This window comes from Duganella vulcania (assembly GCF_009857655.1).
In the GTDB taxonomy this organism is placed as follows: domain Bacteria; phylum Pseudomonadota; class Gammaproteobacteria; order Burkholderiales; family Burkholderiaceae_D; genus Rugamonas; species Rugamonas vulcania.
On the sequence record NZ_WWCX01000018.1, the window covers coordinates 18,106 to 38,903 of the forward strand.

The window sequence follows — 20,798 nt, forward strand, 5'->3', positions numbered from 1 at the left end:
CGCCGTGAAGTACAGCGCGCCCATCTGGCTGCCCAGCGGCCACCTGCAAACCATCTACCCGGCCACCTGCCTCGCCAAGCAGGCGGTGCCGTTCCGGCGCGAGCGCTGGGACACGCCGGATGGCGACTTCATCGACGTCGATTTCGTCGACGGCCAGCCAGGCCAGCCCTTCGTGGTGCTGTTCCACGGCCTGGAGGGTTCGTCCGACAGCCACTACGCGCGGGCGCTGATGGCCGACCTGGCCGCGCGCGGCTGGTCGGGCGCGGTGCCGCATTTCCGCGGCTGCTCCGGCGAGGCCAACCGTGCGCCGCGCTTCTACCACTCCGGCGACTCCGCCGAGATCGACTGGATCGTGCGCCGCCTGCACGCGCGCAGCAGCGGCAAGTTCTACACCACCGGCGTCTCGCTGGGCGGCAACGCGCTGCTGCGCTGGCTGGGCGAGTCACAACACCAGGCCGACTTCGTCGACGCCGCCTGCGCGATATCGGCGCCGCTGGACCTGGCGCAGGGCGGCATCTCGCTGTCGAGCGGCCTCAACATGTTTTACACGCGCATGTTCCTGCAAACGCTCAAGCCCAAGTGCGAGGCCAAGCTCAAGCAGTTCCCCGGCCTGTACGACCTCGACGCGCTGCGCGCCGTGCGCGACCTGTACGCCTTCGACAACGTGGTGACGGCGCCGCTGCACGGCTACCGCAACACCGACGACTACTGGGACCGCGCCAGCGCCAAACACGTGTTGAGCGACATCACCGTGCCGACGCTGGTGCTCAATGCCCGCAACGATCCCTTCCTGCCCGGCCGCCACCTGCCGCAACGTGCGGCGTCGAACGTGATCCTGGATTATCCTGACGAAGGAGGCCACGCGGGCTTTGTCGCCCCCGGCCTGCCGGGCGCGCGGCCGTGGCTGCCGCAGCGCCTGATCCACTTCCTGCAAGGCGCCACCCATCACGCACTGGCCGAACAACATGGATGACATCGTCAAGCAAGCATTGGCCAAGTGGCCCAACGTCCCCTACTGCTACGGCTGGCTGGGACTGGACGCGCGCGGCAACTGGCGCATGCGCGACGAACGCGCCCAGCATCTGAACCTGCCCGGCGACAAACTGAATCACGCGGCGCTGGTGGCCTTCATCGTCCGCAACTACGCGGCCGACGAGCGCGGCTGCTGGTATTTCCAGAACGGTCCGCAGCGCGTGTACGTGCGGCTGGAGGCCACGCCCTACATCGTCCGCACCGATCCGGCGCTGGGCTGGGTGCTGCACACGGGCGCGGCGTTGGGGCCGGTCGAGGAAGCGGTGCTGACGGAGACTGGCGCGCTGGTCCTGCGCAGCGGCGATGTGGTGGCGCAGCTGGACGACCGCGACTTCGCGCACGTGCTGCCGCGGCTGAAAATGAACGGCGCCGAAGTGGCCGATGAAACGCTGCTGGCGTGGATCGAAGGATCGATGTCGGGCGCGTTGACGCTGGACGGCGTGGCCGTGCAGCGCGTGGATGCGGCCGAACTGCCGGCGCGCTTCGGCTATGTCAGCGAGCCGTCCGCCCCTGCGTAGGGTCGGTGTTCTGGCGCAGGCGATCGAAGGGATTGGTCGACTGCGCGCCTTCCGGGCCGCTGCGCAACTCCGCCTTGAACGCCGGGCGCACTTCGGCCTCGCGTAAATCCTTCTTGCCCTTCTCGCCCATCTCCTCGCGGCGGCGTGCCTGCAACTCGCGCTCACGCGCGTCGATCACGGCCTGGTCGTAGAAGGAGGCGTCGGGCGCCTTGCGCGCGTAGTTCAGCTGGTCCAGCGCGGACAGCACGCCGCCCTGCAACACATACGATTCCGCCAGCGCGATATGCTGCAAGGCCAGCTTGCCCTGCTTGGAATACGCTTGCGCCAGCAGGTCGTAGGCGTCGGGATCCTCGCGGTACAGCTGCACCTGGTCGCGCAGATAGGCGGCCGCCTCCTCCAGCTTGCCGGCCGCGATCAACGCCTCGCCATACTGATGCGCGATGCCGCGCGACAGCGGGAACTGCAGGTGCGCCGCTTCCGCCTCGGCCAGTCCCTTGGCGATCATGGCCTTGTTGTCCGGCTGCGCCAGCTTGATTTCTATCGACGTGCTGACGAAGATCGAATCCGGCGCCGGCCGCGCGGCCACGCCGAAGGTGCCGGCGGCCAGCGGCTTGTCGAAGGTCGCGCGCGCCTTGTCGAGCCAGACCTGGGCCTGGGCGGTGTCGCCTTTTTTCAGCGACAGGAAGGCCATGCCGTACTGGCCGGCCGTGACCTGCTGGCGGTTCTCCTGCTGCATCTGGGTTTCAAAAAAAGTCTTCGCCTCGGCCAGCCCGGCCGTGCTCGGGTCTTGCAGCACGCGCGCGCGCGAACGCACCAGGTAGAAATCCAGGCTGTCCTGGCGCTGCTTGTACGGCTGTTCGCGGATGCGGGCCTGGATGTCGGCGATGCGCTCCGTGGTCAGCGGGTGGCTCTGCAGATAGGCCGGCACCAGGTCGCTGTAGTTGCGGGTGGCCGCCTGCATGCGCTGGAAGAAGGCCACCATGCCCGAGGTGTCGAAACCCGCCGCGCCCATGATCTGGAAGCCGATGCGGTCGGCCTCGCGTTCGGCGTCGCGGCCGAAATTGAGTTGGCGCTGGATCGCCAGGCCCTGCCCGGCCGAGAACACGCCGATGGCCGCGTCGCCGCCTGCCTTGGAGGCCAGTGCCGCCAGGATCATGGCCGCCAGCGGGATCAGCGCGTCCTGCTTCTGCTGGCCGATGGAGCGGGCGATGTGGCGCTGCGCCACGTGGCCGATCTCGTGGCCCAGCACCGAGGCCAGCTCGGACTCGGACTGCGCCGCCAGCAGCAGCGCCGAGTGCACGGCGATGAAGCCGCCCGGCAGCGCGAAAGCGTTCAGCTGCGGATCGCGCACTGCGAAGAAGTAGTAATCGAAATTGGCCTCGCCGCGCGCGCCGGGGCGGGCCGCCACCAAGGCATTGCCGAAGTTGTTCAGGTATTCGAGGATGGGGCCGTCGTCGAGGAAATCGTGGTCGCGGCGGATATCGCGCATGATCTCCTCGCCCAGCTTGCGCTCCATCAGCGGCGACAGGTCCTGGCGTTCGGTATCGCCGAGCGCGGGCAGGTTCGGGATCTTGGCGGGCGCCAGCACGTCTTGGGCCATGGCCAGCGGCATGGCGATCAGCAGCGCGGCGGCGACTACGCGCTGGCGCAGGGAGCGGGGGGATCGTTTTGCATTCACGGTGATATGATACCCGCAACTTGGGCGCCGACGCACGGTGCCCGCCAATGAATTATTTTGTTACGTTCGCCCACACCATGACCACCGAAAACACCGCGCCCGCCGACCAACTGACCCACTTCGACGGCTCCGGCCAGGCCCACATGGTCGACGTCGGCGCCAAGACCGAGACCCACCGCATCGCCGTGGCCAGCGGCACCATCCGCATGAAGCCGGAGACGCTGGCCATCATCACCGGCGGCACGGCCAAGAAGGGCGACGTGCTGGGTATCGCGCGCATCGCCGCCATCATGGCCTCCAAGCGCACCAGCGACCTGGTGCCGCTGTGCCACCCGCTGGCGCTGACCCGGGTGGCGGTGGATTTCGAGACGGATGAGGCCAATTCCAGCGTGCATTGCCGCGCCCAGGTCGAAACCTACGGCAAGACCGGCGTGGAAATGGAAGCGCTGACCGCCGTGCAAGTCGGCCTGCTGACCGTGTACGACATGTGCAAAGCTGTCGACCGGGGCATGGTGATGACCGATATCCGGGTGATGGAGAAGCATGGCGGCAAGTCGGGCGACTGGAGCGTGACGAGCTAATCAGCCAAATATCAGGAGTGAGGTAGATCCAGATCAAACAATTGTGCGCAGCTGCGCCAGTGAGCGTGCACCGGCCTATAATTTCCCTTTCAAAGCCCACTCTGGAGGTTGAAATGCAGCATCTACCAGAAGAGCAAGTTCAAAAGCCGGCCGTGCCGGATGAACAGGCGGTGCAGCTCGATATTGCAGCCAAGCTTGAAGCGCGCAACAAAGCTATCGCTGCTGCTTTCGGCATATTGAAGGGCAAGGATGTGTTCCCCGAGGACGGGCTGGAGTATCAGCTAGAGGTCCGGGCAGAATGGGATTAGCCCTTTTCGACAGTAATATCCTGATCGACGCGCTGAATGGAAGCCAACAAGCGGTAACCGAAATTGCTTATTTTGATGACATAGGGATCAGCGCGATCACCTGGATGGAAGTCATATCGAAGCCTATTGCCAAGGCTGGTTGGGGGAAGATTACCCCTCAAGAAATGCAGACAATCCGCGATTTCCTGGCAACATTTACAGTCATTCATACCAGCGATGCCATCGTGGCCGAGGCGGCCAGAGTACGCGCAAGCAGCTTGATCAACCCACCCAAGATTCGCCTGCCCGACGCCGTCATCCAAGGTACGGCCAATGTGACCGGGCGCTTGCTCGTTACCCGCAACAAGAAAGACTTCAGGGGCAGCAACCTTCGCGTCCCTTACGAACTCCAAAATGCAACGGTTTTCAACGTTGCCCCGCCCCCAGCAGCCTAGTCTGCCATCGATTAGCAACCCGCCCTATTGTCTGATTGTTACCTTTGATTGGCGCGTATATAATCAATGTCACAGAAGTAATTTTTGACGTAGGCCTCACCGTACCCGCCTCGCGCATACGAGAAAGAATTTGAATGAGCAGCAACCCTCCACCGAGCGAAGCCAAGACTCAGGAATACGAATTCGAGCAGATGAACCTGCAGGTAGGCGGCAGGATTCAGTTCATTACGCACCGTACCATCAAGCCGATCCAGCACTTCTCCACGCTGATTGGCTGGATGAAGGACGAGTATATGATCGTCAAGGTACCCTTCGAGAACGGCGCTCCGATCGCCCTCAACGATGGCGACAAGCTGACCATCCGCGTGTTTTCCGGCGTAAATGTGTGCTCGTTCTCTTGCGTGGTGCAGCGGGTTTTCCCGCGTCCGTTGTTTTATGTCCACTTGTCTTTCCCGGTGTCCATCCAGGGGACCAGCCTGCGCGCGGCGATGCGGGTCAAGGTCGATATCCCGGCCCAGGTCACCTCGCCCATCGGCACCACCTCGGTGTTCCTGGTGAACCTGAGCGTGTCCGGCGCGCTGATCGAGTCGTCCAAGAAGCTGTCGGACGACGAGACCCAGGTCGGCCTGTCGTTCTACCTGATCGCCCAGCCCGGCAACCGCCAGGTGCGGATCAATCCGAATGCGACCATCCGCAACATCAACGTGGTCAAGCCCGCCGCCGGCGACAAGCCCGAGGTGTTCACCTACGGCGTGCAGTTCATCGACCTGGATCCGGTCCACTACACGATGCTGCAAAACCTGACCTACGAGGCATTGATCGCCGACCGCCAGAAGATCGTCTGATTCGCGCGCCACGGACGAAAAAAAAACCGCCTGCACTGAACGCGATCTTGACGCGTCCAGGCAGGCGGTTTTTTACGCCGCCACTACTTCATTAAGGCGTAGCGTTATTTTTGGTCAACGCTGCAATTGCTACGGGGTTGGTGGCGGTGGTGGTCACGGTCCAGTTCACGTTGGCTGCGCCGGCGGCGATGTTTGGAGTGAAGATGGCGGTCTTGCCGTCGATGTCTTTGCCGACGTTGGTGGCGAAGGTTTCGGTGATGATGCCGTCCTTGACGGTGGCGGTGGCCACTTCCTTAGTCGGGGTAAAGGTCGGCACGCCTTTGGCGCCAGAGTCGCAGCCGGTCAAGTCGCCGCCACCTTCCTGGGCGCACAGCGCCACGGCGGTTTTGATCGAGTCGACCGCGCCCTGGGCGTTGGCCATCTTGGCTTTGATGGTGTAGTCGCTGTACGCAGGAATCGCAACAGCGGCCAGGATGCCGATAATGGCAACCACGATCATCAGTTCGATCAGGGTAAAGCCGGCCTGGGCTTGTTTCTTCATCATTTTCATGGATTTCATTTTCGACTCCTGGGTGTGTTGAACTACAAATTGGGTGGGACAGTGAGCTAAGTGCAATTGGTGTGCCACCCCGTTTTTGCCCCCGAAACCGTCGAAACCTGCCAAAAACTGTCGCTTTTGGCTATCCGGACTGCCGTTTTTTGTCACTCGCTACGCCGCAATTTGTCAGCCGGCGGCGTCCTGACAATTATTGTCAGGCGATGCGGAAGGCCATTTGCGTTCCGCCGAGCTCGATCACGTCGCCATGATTCAGGCGTTGCGCCTGCTTGCCAAGCGCGATGCCGTTGACCAGCGGCGGCTGAGCGCCTTCCTGATGCGTGATGGTGTAGGCGTCCGGATGGAGGTGGATCACCACCACCTGCCCGCCGGCGCGGCCGAGGGTGGTCTGCGGCTTGGTCAACGCCATTTGTTTGCCGGCATTGTTGCCATTTAATACTTCGATTTGCGCCAGCAGCGGCGCTGCCGCCATCATCGGCCGCACGCCGTCGGCGATGAATTCGATCTGGAACTTGGCCATTTTGATCACGTCCCGGTGTTGCAGGAAATGCTTACCGATGCGGTGGCCGTTGACGAAGGTGCCGTTGGTGCTGTGCAGGTCTTCCAGGAAGGAGTCGTCCAGGATGGTGACGATGACGCCATGGTCGCCGCTGACGGCCGGATGCGTCAGCACGATGTCGTTGCGCGGGTGACGGCCGATGGTCATCCGTTCTTTGCTCAGTTGTACTTGCTGTTCGACTTGCCCATCCCGCGAGATGATGATCTTCGCCAATCTGGTCTCCAAAACAAAAAAGGGGAGCGCTGGGCTCCCCTTCATTATTCCACAATCAAGCCGGCTGTTATTACAGCATGGCTTTCAGCAGACGCGCCATTTCGGACGGGTTCTTGGTGACGGTGATGCCGCAAGCTTCCATGATTTCCAGTTTGGCTTGTGCGGTGTCAGCGCCGCCGGAGATCAGCGCGCCGGCGTGGCCCATGCGCTTGCCCGGAGGAGCGGTTACACCGGCGATGAAGCCGACGACCGGTTTTTTCATGTTGTCTTTGATCCAGTAAGCCGCGTTGGCTTCGTCAGGACCACCGATTTCGCCGATCATGATGACCGCGTCGGTATCAGGATCGTCGTTGAACATCTTCATGACGTCGATGTGCTTCAGACCGTTGATCGGGTCGCCGCCGATGCCGACTGCCGACGATTGGCCCAAGCCCAGCGCGGTCAGCTGGCCGACTGCTTCATAGGTCAGGGTGCCCGAACGCGAAACCACGCCGATACGGCCCTTCTTGTGGATGTGGCCTGGCATGATGCCGATCTTGATTTCGTCAGGAGTGATCAGGCCTGGGCAGTTAGGGCCCAGCAGCAGGGTCTTGGAACCTGCTTTGGCCATGCGGTCCTTCAGGGCCATCATGTCGCGGACAGGGATGCCTTCGGTGATGCAGATGGCCAGATCCATTTCGGCTTCGACAGCTTCCCAGATCGCGGCGGCCGCGCCTGCTGGCGGGACGTAGATCACGGACACGTTGGCGCCGGTTTCTTTTTTCGCTTCGGTGACGTTAGCGAAAATAGGGATGCCTTCGAAATCTTCGCCGGCTTTCTTCGGGTTCACGCCTGCGACGAAGGCAGCTTTGCCGTTCGCGTAGTCGCGGCAACCGCGGGTGTGGAATTGACCGGTCTTGCCGGTAATACCTTGGGTAACGACTTTGGTATCTTTATTGATCAGAATGGACATGTTGATTCCTTAATTAAGCTTGACCGGCAGCGGCGGCGACTACGCTCTTCGCTGCATCTTCCATGGTGTCGGCTGCGATGATAGGCAGACCGGAATCGGCCAGCATCTTCTTGCCCAGGTCTTCGTTGGTGCCCTTCATGCGGACCACCAGCGGCACGTTCAGCGACACGGCCTTGACCGCGGTGATCACGCCTTCGGCGATCACGTCGCAGCGCATGATGCCGCCGAAGATGTTGACCAGGATGGCTTTCAGGCCTGGGTTTTTCAGCATGATCTTGAAGGCTTCGGTCACTTTCTCAGCCGTGGCGCCACCGCCGACGTCCAGGAAGTTGGCTGGCTCGCCGCCGAACAGCTTGATGGTGTCCATGGTGGCCATGGCCAGGCCGGCGCCGTTCACCAGGCAGCCGATGTTGCCGTCCAGGGAGATGTAGGCCAGGTCGAATTTCGATGCTTCGACTTCAGCTGGATCTTCTTCGTCCAGGTCGCGGTAAGCGACGATTTCCGGTTGACGGAACAGCGAGTTGGCGTCGAAGTTGAACTTGGCGTCCAGAGCGATGACCTTGCCCGAACCGGTCAGGATCAGCGGGTTGATTTCGGCCAGCGACGAGTCGGTTTCCCAGTAGGCTTTGTACAGGCCCTTCAGGTTGGCGACGGCGTCGGCGATCGAAGCTTCCGGCACGCCGATCTTGGCGGCGATGCCGGCCGCTTCAGCGTCGGTCAGGCCGACCGATGGGTCGATGGCGATCGAGTGGATCAGCTCTGGGTGCTTTTCAGCCACTTCTTCGATGTCCATGCCGCCTTCGGAGGAAGCCATCAGCACGACGCGCTGCGATACGCGGTCGGTAACCATCGACACGTACAGTTCTTTCTTGATGTCCGCGCCTTCTTCGATCAGCAGGCGGCGTACTTTCTGGCCTTCAGGGCCGGTCTGGTGCGTGACCAGCTGCATGCCCATGATTTGCTCGGCGTATTCCTTGACTTGTTCCAGCGACTTGGCAACTTTCACGCCGCCGCCTTTACCACGGCCACCTGCGTGGATCTGTGCTTTCACAACCCAGACCGGGCCGCCCAAGGTTTCAGCAGCTTTGACTGCTTCTTCAACGGACATGCACGGAATACCGCGCGGAACCGTCACTCCGTATTTTCGGAGGATTTCTTTGCCTTGATACTCATGGATTTTCATGCTGGCTTCCCTTCTGATGCTGATGTGTAAAAATCGGTTGATACTGCGAAATGTGTGAAACTGGTAAGCAGGGATTGCTACGCGCCACCTGGTGCTGCTTTGGCCACCCAGCGCGGGTAAAACTGCGCCACTGCCCCACCGTCGGTGCGCAGGGCATGGCATTTGTCGAGTTGAAACGGCTTGTGGCGCGGCACGCCTTGGTCTTCGGTAGCCGCGTCGTTGGTCGACCAGACATCGTTGGCGAACGCCTGCACCGCGGCCGTGGGCAGGATCTGCGCCAGTTCGGTCAGGTGGGTGCAGCCGGCGGTGCCGGCCAGGCGTTGCTTGAGCTCGTGGCGGAAACCCTTCATCAGGTTCAGGCCGACGAGCTGTTTCTTGTAATCGGGGGCGATGGTGTCGCAGTAACCGGGATACGGCACGGCATCGGATGCGGCTTCGGCATCGACGATGGTCAGTTGCAGATCGACGGTCAAACGCAGGTGCAGGTCGTGCAGGGGCGTGCCGGCAGCGCGCGGGCCGGAGGCCAGCATGGTGTCGATGACTTTGATGTCGGTAATATGGGCGTCAAGATCCCACAGGCCGTCATCGCGCGCGTACGCTTGGACGGCAATTGCACGCGTGTGCCGCAGCGCACGTCGGGTAACTGGGGTTGACAGGGACATAAGACCGATGCCGCTCTCGCGACAGAAATTTAGTAAGCAGCCATGTGCTGAATCGCACGTGTCCGCAGCTTCTACGGACAACTACCGCACCTGCGGCGCTGCAAAAACCCCAAAAGTGTAGCACATCAAGACCGTCAGTTGCGTCAGAACATATCTTTTGGACGGAAATATGGGCGTTTTGAGAGTTTTATTACAAGAAATTCATAGGTCTTATTTCAGTCATGGAAACATTGCATGGTGCGGCGCGGCAGCGGCTCAATCGTCTTCCGGCGCGCCCTTGAGCACGGTCTGCACGGCGCGCTGGGAAAACCCCCGCTGCAGCAGGAAGCGCATCTGCTTGTTGCGTTCCTGCGGATCGGCCGCCACGGTGCCGAACTTGCGGTTCCACACTTCCACGCAGCGTTCGGTCTCGCCCTCGGCCAGGCCGGCCTTGAGCTCCTGCAGCTCTTCGCCCTTGATGCCGTGGCTTTGCAGCTCGGCGACGATGCGGCTGTTGCCGAAGCGGGCCGAGCGGCGGTGGATCAGCGCCTCCGAGAAGCGCTCCTGCGACAGCCAGTTGTTCTTTTCCAGCAGGTCGAGCAGGGCTTCGACGTCGTCGCCCTCCTCCGCGTAGCGCGCCAGCTTGCGGCCCAGCTCCATGCGGCTGTGCTCGCGCATCGACAGGAAGCGCAGCGCGCGTCCCTTCAGGCTGAGTTGCGGTGCTGCCATAAAATCCTCCGCACAATGAGAAAACCACCGGCTGCATCAACAGCGCGGTGGTTCGGGATGAAGCGGACGCGGCTTACGCGGCGTCGGCCTTGTCGCCCTTGTCCGCCTTGTCGACGGATTTCAGCTTGACCACGGTGCTGTCGGCGGCCAGCGGCGGCAGTGCGCGCACGCCCAGCGATTCGCGGACCTTGTTTTCGATTTCCCACGCCAGCTCCGGACGCTCCTGCAGGAAGATGCGGGCGTTGTCCTTGCCCTGGCCGACGCGCTCGCCGTTGTAGCTGTACCACGAGCCGGACTTCTCGACGATCTTCGCTTCCACGCCCAGATCAAGAATCTCGCCCTCGCGCGAAGTGCCCGCGCCGTACAGGATGTCGAAGTGCGCTTCCTTGAACGGCGGCGCGATCTTGTTCTTGACGACCTTGACCTTGGTCTCGTTGCCGATCACCTCGTCGCCCGATTTGATCGAGCCGGTGCGGCGGATGTCCAGGCGCACGGAAGCGTAGAACTTCAGCGCGTTGCCGCCGGTGGTGGTCTCCGGGCTGCCGAACATGACGCCGATCTTCATGCGGATCTGGTTGATGAAGATGACCAGGGTGTTGGTGCGGTTGATCGAACCGGTCAGCTTGCGCAGCGCCTGGGACATCAGGCGGGCTTGCAGGCCCGGCAGCGAATCGCCCATGTCGCCCTCGATCTCGGCGCGCGGCGTCAGCGCCGCGACGGAGTCGACCACGACCATGTCCACCGAGCCGGAACGCACCAGCGCGTCGCAGATTTCCAGCGCCTGTTCGCCCGTGTCCGGCTGCGAGATCAGCAGCTCGTGCAGGTTGACGCCCAGCTTCTGCGCATAGCCCACGTCCAGCGCGTGCTCGGCGTCGATGAAGGCGCAGGTGCCGCCCAGTTTTTGCATTTCCGCGATGGTTTGCAGCGTCAGCGTGGTTTTACCGGACGATTCAGGACCGTAGATTTCCACCACGCGGCCGCGCGGCAGGCCGCCGACGCCCAGCGCGATGTCCAGGCCCAGCGAGCCGGTCGACACCACTTGCACGTCCTCGATCGGCGCGTTGGCGTCCATGCGCATTACGGAGCCTTTGCCGAATTGCTTTTCAATCTGGGCCAGCGCGGCAGCCAGCGCCTTAGCCTTTTCAGATGCAGGTACAACAGCTTTTTTATCGTCCATAATGTTCTTTCAACCAGTGAGTGGGTGCAAATTCGCTGAATTCGTCGGTACAGGCAGCACTGTATAAAAAAACAGTGCTTAATGCAAGCACGATTTTTAAACAATTTTGAGATCGCACAAAAACTCGCCACCCTGCGCGAAATGCAACACAATACAAGCTTCTGCAGCCGGAGTGTTTTACATGCGTATTTTACTTGCCGAGGATGACAGCGTGCTGGCCGACGGCCTGACCCGCTCGCTACGCCAGTCCGGCTACGCCATCGATTGCGTCGGCAACGGCCAGGAGGCCGACACCGCCCTCTCGACCCAGGAATTCGACCTGCTGATCCTCGACCTGGGCCTGCCCAAGCTGTCCGGGCTGGAGGTGCTGCGCCGCCTGCGCGCCCGTTCCTCGCTGCTGCCGGTGCTGATCCTCACCGCGGCCGACTCGATCGAGCAGCGCGTCAACGGCCTCGACCTGGGCGCCGACGACTACATGGCCAAGCCCTTCGCGCTGTCCGAGCTGGAGGCGCGGGTGCGCGCGCTGACCCGGCGCGGCGCCGGCGGCGGCGCCACCGTGGTCAAGCACGGGCCGCTGAGCTACGACCAGGTCGGCCGCAGCGCCTACATCAACGACCAGATGCTGGACCTGTCGGCGCGCGAGCTGGGCCTGCTGGAAATCCTGCTGGCGCGCAGCGGCCGGCTGGTGTCCAAGGAACAACTGGTCGACCACCTGTGCGAATGGGGCGAGGAAGTGAGCAACAACGCCATCGAGGTCTATGTGCACCGGCTGCGCAAGAAGATCGAGGTGGGCGGCATCCGCATCGCCACCGTGCGCGGCCTGGGCTACTGCCTGGAGAAATTCTCGGACGCCGCCAAGTGACGCCGCCGGCCTCGCCACCGCAGGATCTGGAGTACCAGCCGCCGGCGGCCGAGGCGGACGACGAGATCCAGCATTCGCTGTTCGGCGAGATCCTGGACTGGATGCTGGCGCCGCTGCTGCTGCTGTGGCCGATGAGCATCGCGATCACCTACCTGGTGGCCAAGTCCATCGCCAACCAGCCGTTCGACCACGCGCTGGAGGACAGCGTGACCGTGCTGGCCCAGCAGGTGCGCGCGGTGGACGGCAAGGTCATCAAGGGCCTGTCCGGCCCGGCGCGCGACATCCTGCGCGCCGACGACGTCGACAACGTCTACTTCCAGATCCAGGGGCCGCACGGCGAACATGTGGACGGCGACCGCGACCTGCCGCCGCCGGTCATCGACGAGGACGACAAGCCGCGCAGCAGCGTGCGCTTCCGCAACGACACCATGCACGGCACGCCGGTGCGCGTGGCCTACGCCTACGTGCGGCTGGAGCGCGACGCGGTCGACGATCCGCAGCTGGCGCTGGTGCAGGTGGCCGAGACGCTGGAGAAGCGCGGCCAGCTGGCCAACGCCATCATCAAGGGCGTGATCCTGCCGCAGTTCATCATCCTGCCCATCGTGCTGGCCCTGGTGTGGTTCGCGCTGGCGCGCGGGCTGTCGCCGCTGGCGCAGCTGCAGGAGCGCATCCGCGCGCGCAGCTCGGACGACCTCAGCCCCATCGCCTCCAACCAGGTGCCGGAGGAGATCTCGCCGCTGGTCACGTCGCTCAACGACATGCTGGCGCGGCTGTCGCTGTCGATCGAGATGCAGAAGCGCTTCATCGCCGACGCCGCGCACCAGATGCGCACGCCGCTGGCGGGCATGCGCATGCAGTCCGAGCTGGCGCTGCGCCAGACCGACAGCGGCGAAATCCACCGCTCGCTGGAGCAGCTGGCCAAGAGCTCGGAGGCCGCCACCCGCCTGGTCAACCAGCTGCTGGCCCTGGCCCGCGCCGAGAACCAGCCGCAGGCCGGCACCGCCATGCTGCCGCTGGAATTGTCCGAGCTGGCGCGCAGCGCGGTGCAGGACTGGGTGCCGGCCTCGTTCGCGCAGCGCATCGACCTGGGCTACGAGGCGCCGGCCGAGCCGGTGCACATCGTCGGCAACCCGACCATGCTGCGCGAGCTGCTGTCCAACCTGATCGACAACGCGCTGCGCTACACGCCGGCCGGCGGCAGCGTCACCGTGCGGGTGCGCGGCGATGCCGAGCACGGTTTCCTGGAGGTCGAGGACACCGGCCCCGGCATCGCCCAGGCCGAACGCGGGCGGGTGTTCGAGCGCTTCTACCGCATCCTCGGCAACAAGGCCGAGGGCAGCGGCCTGGGCCTGGCCATCGTGCGCGAGATCGCCCAGCAGCACGGCGCCGAGGTCGACATCTACAACAATCCGCGCGCGCAGCAATCGAAGCTGCCGGGCGCACTGTTCCGGCTGACCTTCCCGTTGCCGCCGCGTCCGCAGGAACCGGAAAGCGAGCCGCCGTACTATGGATAAGACCGTGATCCGCGCCCGGCACTGGGAACGCACGCGCCGCCTGACCGCGCTGCTGCTGCTGGCCTGGCTGGCGACCGGCTTCTGCGCCGCCTTCTTCGCCCGCGAGCTGGCCGGCCTGAGCGTGTTCGGCTGGCCGCTGTCGTTCTACCTGGCGGCGCAGGGCGCGTCGCTGGTCTACCTGGCCATCCTGGCGGTGTACGCCTGGCGCATGCGCAAGCTGGACCGGGCGGCGGCAGAGGCAACGGAGCCGCGCGCATGAAGGCCTCCCGCACATTCTTCCAGCGCCTGCGCAGCTACTACCTGCTGTTCACCGGCGGCTTCGCCTGCTTCCTGGTGGCGCTCTCGGTGCTGGAGCAGGAAGGCATGTCGCGCACCTGGATCGGCTACCTGTTCATGTTCGCCACCATCGTGCTGTACGCGTCGATCGGCGTGCTCAGCCGCACCTCCAACGTGCTTGAATACTACGTGGCCGGACGGCGCGTGCCGGCCATGTTCAACGGCATGGCCACCGCCGCCGACTGGATCTCCGCCGCCAGCTTCATCAGCCTGGCCGGCGGCCTGTACCTGCACGGCTTTGACGGCCTGGCCTACATCATGGGCTGGACCGGCGGCTACTGCCTGGTGGCGCTGCTGATCGCGCCCTACCTGCGCAAGTTCAGCCAGTACACCATCCCCGACTTCCTGGCCGCCCGCTACGGCGGCGGCGACGGCGAGGGGCCAAGCGGGCGCGCGGTGCGCATCCTGGCGGTGGCCGCCACCATCATCGTCTCCTTCACCTACGTGGTGGCGCAGATCTACGCGGTCGGGCTGATCGCCTCGCGCTTCACCGGCGTCGACTTCTCGGTCGGCATCTTCCTCGGCCTGGCCAGCATCCTGGTGTGCTCCTTCCTCGGCGGCATGCGCGCCATCACCTGGACCCAGGTGGCGCAGTACATCATCATCCTGGTGGCCTTCCTGATGCCGGCCATCTGGCTGTCCGGCAAGCACACCGACAACCCGATCCCGCAACTGGCCTACGGCAAGCTGCTGCCCAAGCTGGGCGCGCGCGAAAACGTGCTGCAGAACGATCCGAAGGAGGCCGAGGTGCGCGCCATCTTCCGCCAGCGCGCCGACGAGCTCGACGCCCGCCTGCGCGCGCTGCCGGCCGCGTGGGAGGCGGGCCGCATCGAGCTCCAGCGCAAGCTCGACCGCGTCAAGCTGCGCAACGCCTCGCTGCTGGAGATCCGCAACGCCGAGCGGGCGCTGATCGCCTATCCGAAAAACGCCGACGAGGCCGCGCGCAGCTGGAGCGAGGCGCGCGACCAGAACCTGGCGCGCGCCGAGCCGATCACGCCGCACGCCACGCCCTACCCCGGCGACGCCGAGACCTCGGACATCAAGCGCAACAACTTCCTGGCGCTGGTGTTCTGCCTGATGCTGGGCACGGCCGCGCTGCCGCACATCCTGATGCGCGCCTACACCACGCCGTCGGTGCACGAGACGCGCGTGTCGGTGTTCTGGACGCTGTTCTTCATCCTGCTGATCTACCTGACCATTCCGGCGCTGGCGGTGCTGGTCAAGTACGACATCTACAGCGCGCTGGTCGGCAGCGACTACGCCCACCTGCCCAACTGGGTCTCGTACTGGGCCAATGTGGACAAGGCCAATCCGCTGTTCAGCATCAGCGACATCAACCACGACGGCGTGGTGCAGCTGGCCGAGATCACCATCGACGCCGACGTGCTGGTGCTGGCCACGCCGGAGATCGCCGGCCTGCCGTACGTGGTGTCCGGCCTGGTGGCGGCGGGCGGGCTGGCCGCCGCGCTGTCGACCGCCGACGGCCTGCTGCTGGCGATCTCCAACGCGCTGTCGCACGACGTGTACTACAAGATCGTCGACCGCGGCGCCTCGACCCAGAAGCGGGTGACCATCTCCAAGCTGCTGCTGCTGGGCGTGGCCTTCATCGCCGCCTACGCCGCCTCGCAGAAACCGGGCGACATCCTGTCGCTGGTGGGCGCGGCGTTCTCGCTGGCGGCGTCGGCGCTGTTCCCGGCGCTGGTGCTGGGCGTGTTCTGGAAGCGCGCCAACTACCAGGGCGCGCTGGCCGGCATGACGACCGGCTTCGCGGTCTGCCTGTACTACATGTTGCACGCCAATCCGACGCTGGGCGGCAGCGTGGCCGGGCAATGGTTCCACATCGCGCCCATCTCGGCCGGCATCTTCGGCGTGCCGGCTGGCCTGCTGACGCTGGTCGCAGTCAGCCTGCTGACGCCGGCGCCGGCGCCCCAGACCGGCGCGCTAGTCGACTACATCCGGGCGCCGGAAGCGTGATTGGCGGCGCGGCCGGCATCCGCGGTAAACTAAGCGGCAACGACCAGGAAGAACCGATGACACCCCCAAGCAGACAAGCCATCCTCCGCCGCCGCATCGCGGCTTGCGCGCTGCTCGCCGCCACGCTGGCCGGCGGCGCCCGCGCGCAGCAGTACCTGTACCGCGGCATGGCCGCCGACCCGGCCACGCCCGGCCAGCCAGTGCTCCAGGTCTCCGCGCTGGGCCTGACGGTGCGGCCTGGCGATGTCGCCCATCCGGACGCCGGCGCGCTGGTGCAGCCCACCGACGGCCACGGCCACGGACAAGGCATGTCGGTGATCTGGTCGGACACCGACGCCGACGCCTGCCAGCTGCCGCCCTTCGCCCGCCCCGCCGGCGGCAACTGGAACGGCACCGGCAATCCGGAATCGGTCCGGGTGTGGCGCCTCGACCTGATCGCCCATCCCCTGCCCGGCACGCTGGCGTCGGCCCCGGACCCGGTCGCCGGACCGCGGCCGGCGCCGTCCCACGCGGTGGTGACCACCGTGGTTCCCGGCATGGAACTGGCGCGTTTCCAGACCACCGTGGGCGCCACCGCCGCCCACTGGGTCATCGTGCCGCCGCCGGCGCAGGCCTGTCCGTTGAACTGAGCGGAACATGAGGGCATGGCGGATTTGATAACTTAGTGCTATTGTGCGGGCACCGTCCATTTCAAATACGACCATGAACCTGCGCCCTCTCCTGCTGCTGGCCTTTGCCGCCAGCCAGGCTTTCCACACCGTCCAGGCCGCCGACGCGCCGCCGCCCCGCCCATCGGTCGAAGACTTCTTCGGCAATCCGGAATTCAACGAGGCGCAGCTCTCGCCCAGCGGCAAATTCCTGGCCGTCAGGGTCGGCTCCAGGGACAAGCGCGACCGCCTGGCCGTGGTGGAACTGGCAACCAACACGGTCAAGGTGGTGGGCAACTTCAGCGATGCCGACATCGGCCGCTTCCAGTGGATCAGCGACGAGCGCCTGGCCTTCACCGCCGCCGACCACCAGCTGGCCCAGGGCGACCAGCGCTACGCGCCCGGCCTGTACGCGATCAACCGCGACGGCACCAACTTCCGCCAGCTGGCCAAGCGCAACGGCCAGCCCTTCATCACCGGCGGCTCGGGCAGCTCGCTGACGCGCGACCTGCTGCCGTGGCACACCTACATGCTGGACCAGCCCGGCGCCCAGGACTCGGAATACATGTACGTGCTCAACATGAGCATCAGCGGCCCCGGCCAGGTGGACCGTGTCGACCTGCAGCGCATCAACACCCTGACCGGACGCGTGGCGGCCACCATTCCCCGCCCCGGCAACAGCATGAGCTGGCTGCTCGACAGCAAGGGCGAACCGCGCCTGACGGAAACCGTGAAGGAACGCACCAGCGAGGTCTGGTACCGCGATCCGGCCACCAACGACTGGCGCAAGCTGACCGGCTTCGACAGCTACACCGGCGGCAAGAACGCCTTCACGCCGCTGGCGTTCGGGCCGGACGGCATGCTGTACGTGATCACGAACAGGCACAGCGACCTCATGGCGATCCACAGCTACAACCTGGCCACCAACACCATCTCCGACAAGCCCATCGTCAAGCTGGACGGCTATGACTTCCGCGGCCGCCTGATCATGGAGCGCGACAAGATCCTCGGCGTGCGCTATAAGACCGACGCCGCCGGCACGGTATGGTTCGACCAGGGCATGAAGGCGATGCAGGACAAGGTCGACACCATGCTGCCCAACACCATCAACCTGCTGACGCCGCCTGCACAGCCGCAGGCGCCGTGGGTGCTGGTGCGCGCGTTCAGCGACGTGTGGCCTTCGCGCAGCTTCCTGTACAACCGCGACACCCAGCAGCTGAACGCCGTCGGCGCCAGCTATCCATCCATCAATCCGAACCAGATGGCGCACAAGAACCTGGTGCACTACAAGGCACGCGACGGCCTCGACATCCCGGCCTGGCTGACCGTGCCGCAGGGCGCCGGCAAGAACCTGCCGATGGTGATGCTGGTCCACGGCGGCCCGTACGTCCGCGGCGGCGACCTGGAGTGGGAACCGGAGGCGCAATTCCTGGCCTCGCGCGGCTACGCGGTGCTGGAGCCCGAATACCGCGGCAGCACCGGCTTCGGCCAGCGCCACTACCGCGCCGGCTGGAAGCAATGGGGCTTGAAGATGCAGGACGATATCGCCGACGGCGCGCGCTGGGCCATCGCCCAGGGCACGGCCGACGCCAGGCGCATCTGCATCGCCGGCGCCAGCTACGGCGGCTACGCCACGCTGATGGGCCTGATCAACGATCCCGACCTGTACAAGTGCGGCATCGACTGGGCCGGCGTCACCGACATCAACCTGATGCACGACGGCCACTGGGCCTATGTGTCGGACTTTTCGGAAGGCTGGAAGCAGTACGGCATTCCTGAGCTGGTGGGCGATCCGGTCAAGGATGCCGAGCAGCTGAAGGCCACGTCGCCGCTGCTGCAGGCCGCGCGCATCAAGCAGCCGCTGCTGCTGGCCTACGGCGGCGCCGACCAGCGCGTGCCGCTGCCGCACGGCACCAAGTTCTACAAGGCGGTCAAGCAGACCAACCCCGACGTCGAGTGGATCGAGTACCCGGACGAGGGCCACGGCTGGGCGCTGCCCAAGACCCGCTTCGATTTCTGGACCCGGGTCGAGAAATTCCTCGACAAGCATATCGGCGCCGGAGCGCAGCATTGATGTCGCCGTACCGCCTGTCGGCCGCGCTGGTTCTGGCGGCGTGCAGCCTGGCTGCCTCGGCGACGCCGCCGGCCGAACAATTCTTTGCCAACCCGGCCTTCAGCACACCGCAGCTGTCGCCGGACGGAAAATACCTGGCCGTCAAGAGCAGTACCGACGGCAAGCGCGACCGCCTCATGGTGATCACCCTCGATGACCGCCAGGCCAAGGTGGTCGCCCAGTTCAAGGACGCCGACATCGGCCGTTTCCGCTGGGTGAACAACGACCGCCTGATCTATAACGTCACCGACCAGAGCGTGGGCGAGCGCGACCGCCGCTATGCCCCCGGCCTGTACGCGGTCAACCGCGACGGCAAGGGCTTCCGCCGCCTCGCCAACCGGTCGCAGCCGCTGCTGGAGGACGGCGATCTCGCGGTCGAGCCGCTGCCCTGGCACACCTACATGATGACGCAGGACGGCGCCCAGGACGGCGACTCGGTCTACGTCTACGACGTCAACATGGGGCGCCCCGGCGAGCCGCAGTACATCGACCTGCTGCAGCTCGATACGGTGACCGGCAAGACGCAAGCCGTGCCCCACCCCGGACAGGGCAGCGACTGGCTGCTGGACCAGAACGGCGCGCCGCGCCTGCTCGACACCCTGGCCGACAACGACAATGACACCACGATCTGGTACCGGGATACGGCCAGCCAGCAATGGCGCCAGTTGGCGACCAAGGGCCGCTATATCGCCCAGGCCGGCGATTTCTCGCCGCTGGCCTTCGGCCCGGACGGCATGCTGTATGTGGTCAGCCACGCCGGCCGCGACACGAGCGCACTGTACCGCTACGATCCGGCCACCCAGAAAATGGACGCCCAGCCGCTGGTGGACCTGGATGGCTTCGACTTCGAGGGCAGCCTGATCGTCAGCAACAACAAGCTGCTGGGCGCGCGCGTGCGCAGCGACGCCTGGGGCACGGTATGGTTCGATCCCGCCATGCAGGCCCTGCAGGACAAGATCGACGCGCTGCTGCCGCACACCGTCAACCTGCTCACACCGCCGCTGCGGCCGGCATCGCCATGGGTGCTGGTCACCTCCTACTCGGCGCGCCAGCCGCACACCTACCAGGTGTTCAACACGGCCAGCGGCCGCCTGGCCGAGCTCGGCAGCGAAGCGCCGGCCATCGATCCGGCGCGGATGGGCAGCAAGGAGCTGGTGTACTACAAGGCACGCGACGGCCTGCGCATCCCGGCGTGGTTGTCGCTGCCGGCCGGCGCCCCCGGCAAGAACCGGCCGATGGTGGTGCTGGTGCACGGAGGACCGTTTATACGTGGCGGCGACTGGTCCTGGAATGCGGAAACCCAGTTCCTGACGTCGCGCGGCTATGCCGTGCTGGAACCGGAGTTTCGCGGCAGCACAGGCTACGGCGCCGCCCATGCCAGCGCGGGCTGGAAGCAATGGGGCCTGAAGATGCAGGACGATATCGCCGACGGCGCGCGCTGGGCCATCGCGCAGGGCACCGCCGACCCGCGGCGCATCTGCATCGCCGGCGCCAGCTACGGCGGCTATGCCACGCTGATGGGCCTGATCAACGATCCCGAGCTGTACCGCTGCGGTATCGAATGGGTGGGCGTGACCGACATCCACCTGCTGTACGACAGCGGCTGGTTCTCCGAGTCCGACCTGCCGGCCAGCTGGAAGCGCTTCGGCATGCCGGAGCTGATCGGCGACGCCGTCAAGGACGCCGAGCAGTTGCGCGCCACGTCGCCGCTGCTGCAAGCCGCGCGCCTCAAGCAGCCATTGCTGATGGCCTACGGCGGCGCCGACCTGCGCGTGCCCCTGGTGCACGGCGAAAAATTCTATCAGGCCGTCAAGGCCGGCAATCGGAACGTCGAATGGCTCAAGTACGGCGAGGAAGGCCACGGCTGGGCGCTGCCGAAAAACCGCATCGACTTCTGGACCCGGGTGGAGAAATTCCTCGACAAGAATATCGGCGCGCGCTGAAAG

21 protein-coding genes are annotated in these 20,798 nt (G+C 64.9%); 13 read left to right on the plus strand and 8 right to left on the minus strand.

Annotation, left to right across the window (positions count from 1 at the left end; all coding sequences use genetic code 11):
- The first annotated feature begins 4 nt into the window (after window positions 1-4).
- Together GTP90_RS13160 and GTP90_RS13165 are read left to right on the plus strand one after the other, a co-directional pair.
- Complete coding sequence (locus tag GTP90_RS13160; protein ID WP_161083972.1) at window positions 5-973, plus strand: YheT family hydrolase; 969 nt, start codon at window positions 5-7, stop codon at window positions 971-973.
- On the plus strand, window positions 966-1,550 hold the full coding sequence (locus GTP90_RS13165; protein ID WP_161083973.1) for a DUF2946 family protein: 585 nt from the start codon (window positions 966-968) through the stop codon (window positions 1,548-1,550). The genes GTP90_RS13160 and GTP90_RS13165 overlap by 8 nt, the downstream gene beginning before the upstream one ends.
- Here the strand turns inward: GTP90_RS13165 and GTP90_RS13170 are convergent.
- Window positions 1,525-3,162 carry a M48 family metallopeptidase gene (locus GTP90_RS13170; protein WP_161084033.1) on the minus strand — a complete coding sequence of 546 codons (1,638 nt, stop codon included), beginning with the start codon at window positions 3,160-3,162 and terminating at the stop codon, window positions 1,525-1,527. The genes GTP90_RS13165 and GTP90_RS13170 overlap by 26 nt on opposite strands.
- Window positions 3,163-3,305: 143 nt before the next feature.
- Between GTP90_RS13170 and moaC the strand changes: the two genes are divergently transcribed.
- The 4 genes from moaC (at window position 3,306) to GTP90_RS13190 (ending at window position 5,396) form a co-directional block, all read left to right on the plus strand.
- The gene (moaC, locus tag GTP90_RS13175; RefSeq protein ID WP_161084034.1) at window positions 3,306-3,809 is read left to right on the plus strand and encodes a cyclic pyranopterin monophosphate synthase MoaC; all 504 of its coding nucleotides are present in this window, start codon (window positions 3,306-3,308) and stop codon (window positions 3,807-3,809) included.
- A gap of 113 nt (window positions 3,810-3,922) precedes the next feature.
- Window positions 3,923-4,117 (plus strand): hypothetical protein, encoded by a 195-nt coding sequence (locus GTP90_RS13180; RefSeq protein WP_161083974.1) that lies wholly within the window; start codon window positions 3,923-3,925, stop codon window positions 4,115-4,117.
- The gene (locus tag GTP90_RS13185) at window positions 4,108-4,551 is read left to right on the plus strand and encodes a PIN domain-containing protein (protein WP_161083975.1); all 444 of its coding nucleotides are present in this window, start codon (window positions 4,108-4,110) and stop codon (window positions 4,549-4,551) included. Before GTP90_RS13180 ends, GTP90_RS13185 begins: the two co-directional genes overlap by 10 nt.
- Window positions 4,552-4,685: 134 nt before the next feature.
- Window positions 4,686-5,396, plus strand: a complete 711-nt coding sequence (locus GTP90_RS13190) for a flagellar brake protein (RefSeq protein ID WP_117013997.1) — start codon at window positions 4,686-4,688, stop codon at window positions 5,394-5,396.
- Window positions 5,397-5,487: 91 nt separating this feature from the next.
- Here the strand turns inward: GTP90_RS13190 and GTP90_RS13195 are convergent, their stop codons facing one another.
- The 7 genes from GTP90_RS13195 to recA all read right to left on the minus strand — a co-directional run bounded on the left by GTP90_RS13195 (window position 5,488) and on the right by recA (window position 11,406).
- The gene (locus GTP90_RS13195) at window positions 5,488-5,955 is read right to left on the minus strand and encodes a pilin (protein WP_161083976.1); all 468 of its coding nucleotides are present in this window, start codon (window positions 5,953-5,955) and stop codon (window positions 5,488-5,490) included.
- Window positions 5,956-6,148: 193 nt separating this feature from the next.
- The gene (locus tag GTP90_RS13200; protein WP_161083977.1) at window positions 6,149-6,724 is read right to left on the minus strand and encodes an FHA domain-containing protein; all 576 of its coding nucleotides are present in this window, start codon (window positions 6,722-6,724) and stop codon (window positions 6,149-6,151) included.
- A gap of 70 nt (window positions 6,725-6,794) precedes the next feature.
- On the minus strand, window positions 6,795-7,676 hold the full coding sequence (gene sucD, locus GTP90_RS13205) for a succinate--CoA ligase subunit alpha (RefSeq protein ID WP_008452531.1): 882 nt from the start codon (window positions 7,674-7,676) through the stop codon (window positions 6,795-6,797).
- Between the two features lie 13 nt (window positions 7,677-7,689).
- The gene (sucC, locus tag GTP90_RS13210) at window positions 7,690-8,859 is read right to left on the minus strand and encodes an ADP-forming succinate--CoA ligase subunit beta (protein WP_161083978.1); all 1,170 of its coding nucleotides are present in this window, start codon (window positions 8,857-8,859) and stop codon (window positions 7,690-7,692) included.
- 77 nt (window positions 8,860-8,936) lie between these two features.
- The gene (locus tag GTP90_RS13215; protein WP_117014001.1) at window positions 8,937-9,521 is read right to left on the minus strand and encodes a DUF2889 domain-containing protein; all 585 of its coding nucleotides are present in this window, start codon (window positions 9,519-9,521) and stop codon (window positions 8,937-8,939) included.
- Window positions 9,522-9,776: 255 nt separating this feature from the next.
- Window positions 9,777-10,229, minus strand: a complete 453-nt coding sequence (recX, locus tag GTP90_RS13220; RefSeq protein WP_161083979.1) for a recombination regulator RecX — start codon at window positions 10,227-10,229, stop codon at window positions 9,777-9,779.
- A gap of 73 nt (window positions 10,230-10,302) precedes the next feature.
- Complete coding sequence (gene recA, locus GTP90_RS13225; protein ID WP_161083980.1) at window positions 10,303-11,406, minus strand: recombinase RecA; 1,104 nt, start codon at window positions 11,404-11,406, stop codon at window positions 10,303-10,305.
- Window positions 11,407-11,587: 181 nt separating this feature from the next.
- Here recA and GTP90_RS13230 point away from each other — a divergent pair, with 181 nt between their 5' ends.
- From GTP90_RS13230 to GTP90_RS13260, 7 genes are all read left to right on the plus strand, one after another.
- A complete protein-coding gene (locus GTP90_RS13230; RefSeq protein ID WP_161083981.1) occupies window positions 11,588-12,268 on the plus strand; it encodes a response regulator in 681 nt (226 codons plus the stop codon).
- A complete protein-coding gene (locus GTP90_RS13235) occupies window positions 12,265-13,782 on the plus strand; it encodes a sensor histidine kinase (protein WP_161083982.1) in 1,518 nt (505 codons plus the stop codon). The genes GTP90_RS13230 and GTP90_RS13235 overlap by 4 nt, the downstream gene beginning before the upstream one ends.
- On the plus strand, window positions 13,775-14,041 hold the full coding sequence (locus GTP90_RS13240) for a DUF4212 domain-containing protein (RefSeq protein ID WP_161083983.1): 267 nt from the start codon (window positions 13,775-13,777) through the stop codon (window positions 14,039-14,041). Before GTP90_RS13235 ends, GTP90_RS13240 begins: the two co-directional genes overlap by 8 nt.
- Window positions 14,038-16,092: a sodium:solute symporter family protein gene (locus GTP90_RS13245; protein ID WP_161083984.1), complete on the plus strand. Its 2,055-nt coding sequence runs from the start codon at window positions 14,038-14,040 to the stop codon at window positions 16,090-16,092. The genes GTP90_RS13240 and GTP90_RS13245 overlap by 4 nt, the downstream gene beginning before the upstream one ends.
- Window positions 16,093-16,148: 56 nt before the next feature.
- Window positions 16,149-16,721, plus strand: a complete 573-nt coding sequence (locus GTP90_RS13250) for a hypothetical protein (protein WP_161083985.1) — start codon at window positions 16,149-16,151, stop codon at window positions 16,719-16,721.
- Window positions 16,722-16,794: 73 nt separating this feature from the next.
- Entirely contained in the window at window positions 16,795-18,813 is a 2,019-nt protein-coding gene (locus tag GTP90_RS13255; RefSeq protein WP_161083986.1) for an alpha/beta hydrolase family protein, read from the plus strand.
- Entirely contained in the window at window positions 18,813-20,795 is a 1,983-nt protein-coding gene (locus GTP90_RS13260) for a S9 family peptidase (RefSeq protein ID WP_161084035.1), read from the plus strand. Before GTP90_RS13255 ends, GTP90_RS13260 begins: the two co-directional genes overlap by 1 nt.
- The last annotated feature ends 3 nt before the right edge of the window (window positions 20,796-20,798 follow it).

What these genes read in the sequence shown, in the direction of transcription:
- GTP90_RS13240 (WP_161083983.1), top strand. Translation starts at nt 13,775, where the DNA reads ATGGATAAGACCGTGATCCGCGCCCGGCACTGGGAACGCACGCGCCGC.
- sucC (WP_161083978.1), bottom strand. Translation starts at nt 8,859, where the DNA reads ATGAAAATCCATGAGTATCAAGGCAAAGAAATCCTCCGAAAATACGGA.
- GTP90_RS13165 (WP_161083973.1), top strand. Translation starts at nt 966, where the DNA reads ATGGATGACATCGTCAAGCAAGCATTGGCCAAGTGGCCCAACGTCCCC.
- GTP90_RS13230 (WP_161083981.1), top strand. Translation starts at nt 11,588, where the DNA reads ATGCGTATTTTACTTGCCGAGGATGACAGCGTGCTGGCCGACGGCCTG.
- GTP90_RS13195 (WP_161083976.1), bottom strand. Translation starts at nt 5,955, where the DNA reads ATGAAATCCATGAAAATGATGAAGAAACAAGCCCAGGCCGGCTTTACC.
- recA (WP_161083980.1), bottom strand. Translation starts at nt 11,406, where the DNA reads ATGGACGATAAAAAAGCTGTTGTACCTGCATCTGAAAAGGCTAAGGCG.
- GTP90_RS13215 (WP_117014001.1), bottom strand. Translation starts at nt 9,521, where the DNA reads ATGTCCCTGTCAACCCCAGTTACCCGACGTGCGCTGCGGCACACGCGT.
- GTP90_RS13245 (WP_161083984.1), top strand. Translation starts at nt 14,038, where the DNA reads ATGAAGGCCTCCCGCACATTCTTCCAGCGCCTGCGCAGCTACTACCTG.
- GTP90_RS13180 (WP_161083974.1), top strand. Translation starts at nt 3,923, where the DNA reads ATGCAGCATCTACCAGAAGAGCAAGTTCAAAAGCCGGCCGTGCCGGAT.
- moaC (WP_161084034.1), top strand. Translation starts at nt 3,306, where the DNA reads ATGACCACCGAAAACACCGCGCCCGCCGACCAACTGACCCACTTCGAC.
- GTP90_RS13250 (WP_161083985.1), top strand. Translation starts at nt 16,149, where the DNA reads ATGACACCCCCAAGCAGACAAGCCATCCTCCGCCGCCGCATCGCGGCT.
- sucD (WP_008452531.1), bottom strand. Translation starts at nt 7,676, where the DNA reads ATGTCCATTCTGATCAATAAAGATACCAAAGTCGTTACCCAAGGTATT.
- GTP90_RS13255 (WP_161083986.1), top strand. Translation starts at nt 16,795, where the DNA reads ATGAACCTGCGCCCTCTCCTGCTGCTGGCCTTTGCCGCCAGCCAGGCT.
- GTP90_RS13170 (WP_161084033.1), bottom strand. Translation starts at nt 3,162, where the DNA reads ATGCCGCTGGCCATGGCCCAAGACGTGCTGGCGCCCGCCAAGATCCCG.
- recX (WP_161083979.1), bottom strand. Translation starts at nt 10,229, where the DNA reads ATGGCAGCACCGCAACTCAGCCTGAAGGGACGCGCGCTGCGCTTCCTG.
- GTP90_RS13185 (WP_161083975.1), top strand. Translation starts at nt 4,108, where the DNA reads ATGGGATTAGCCCTTTTCGACAGTAATATCCTGATCGACGCGCTGAAT.
- GTP90_RS13260 (WP_161084035.1), top strand. Translation starts at nt 18,813, where the DNA reads ATGTCGCCGTACCGCCTGTCGGCCGCGCTGGTTCTGGCGGCGTGCAGC.
- GTP90_RS13190 (WP_117013997.1), top strand. Translation starts at nt 4,686, where the DNA reads ATGAGCAGCAACCCTCCACCGAGCGAAGCCAAGACTCAGGAATACGAA.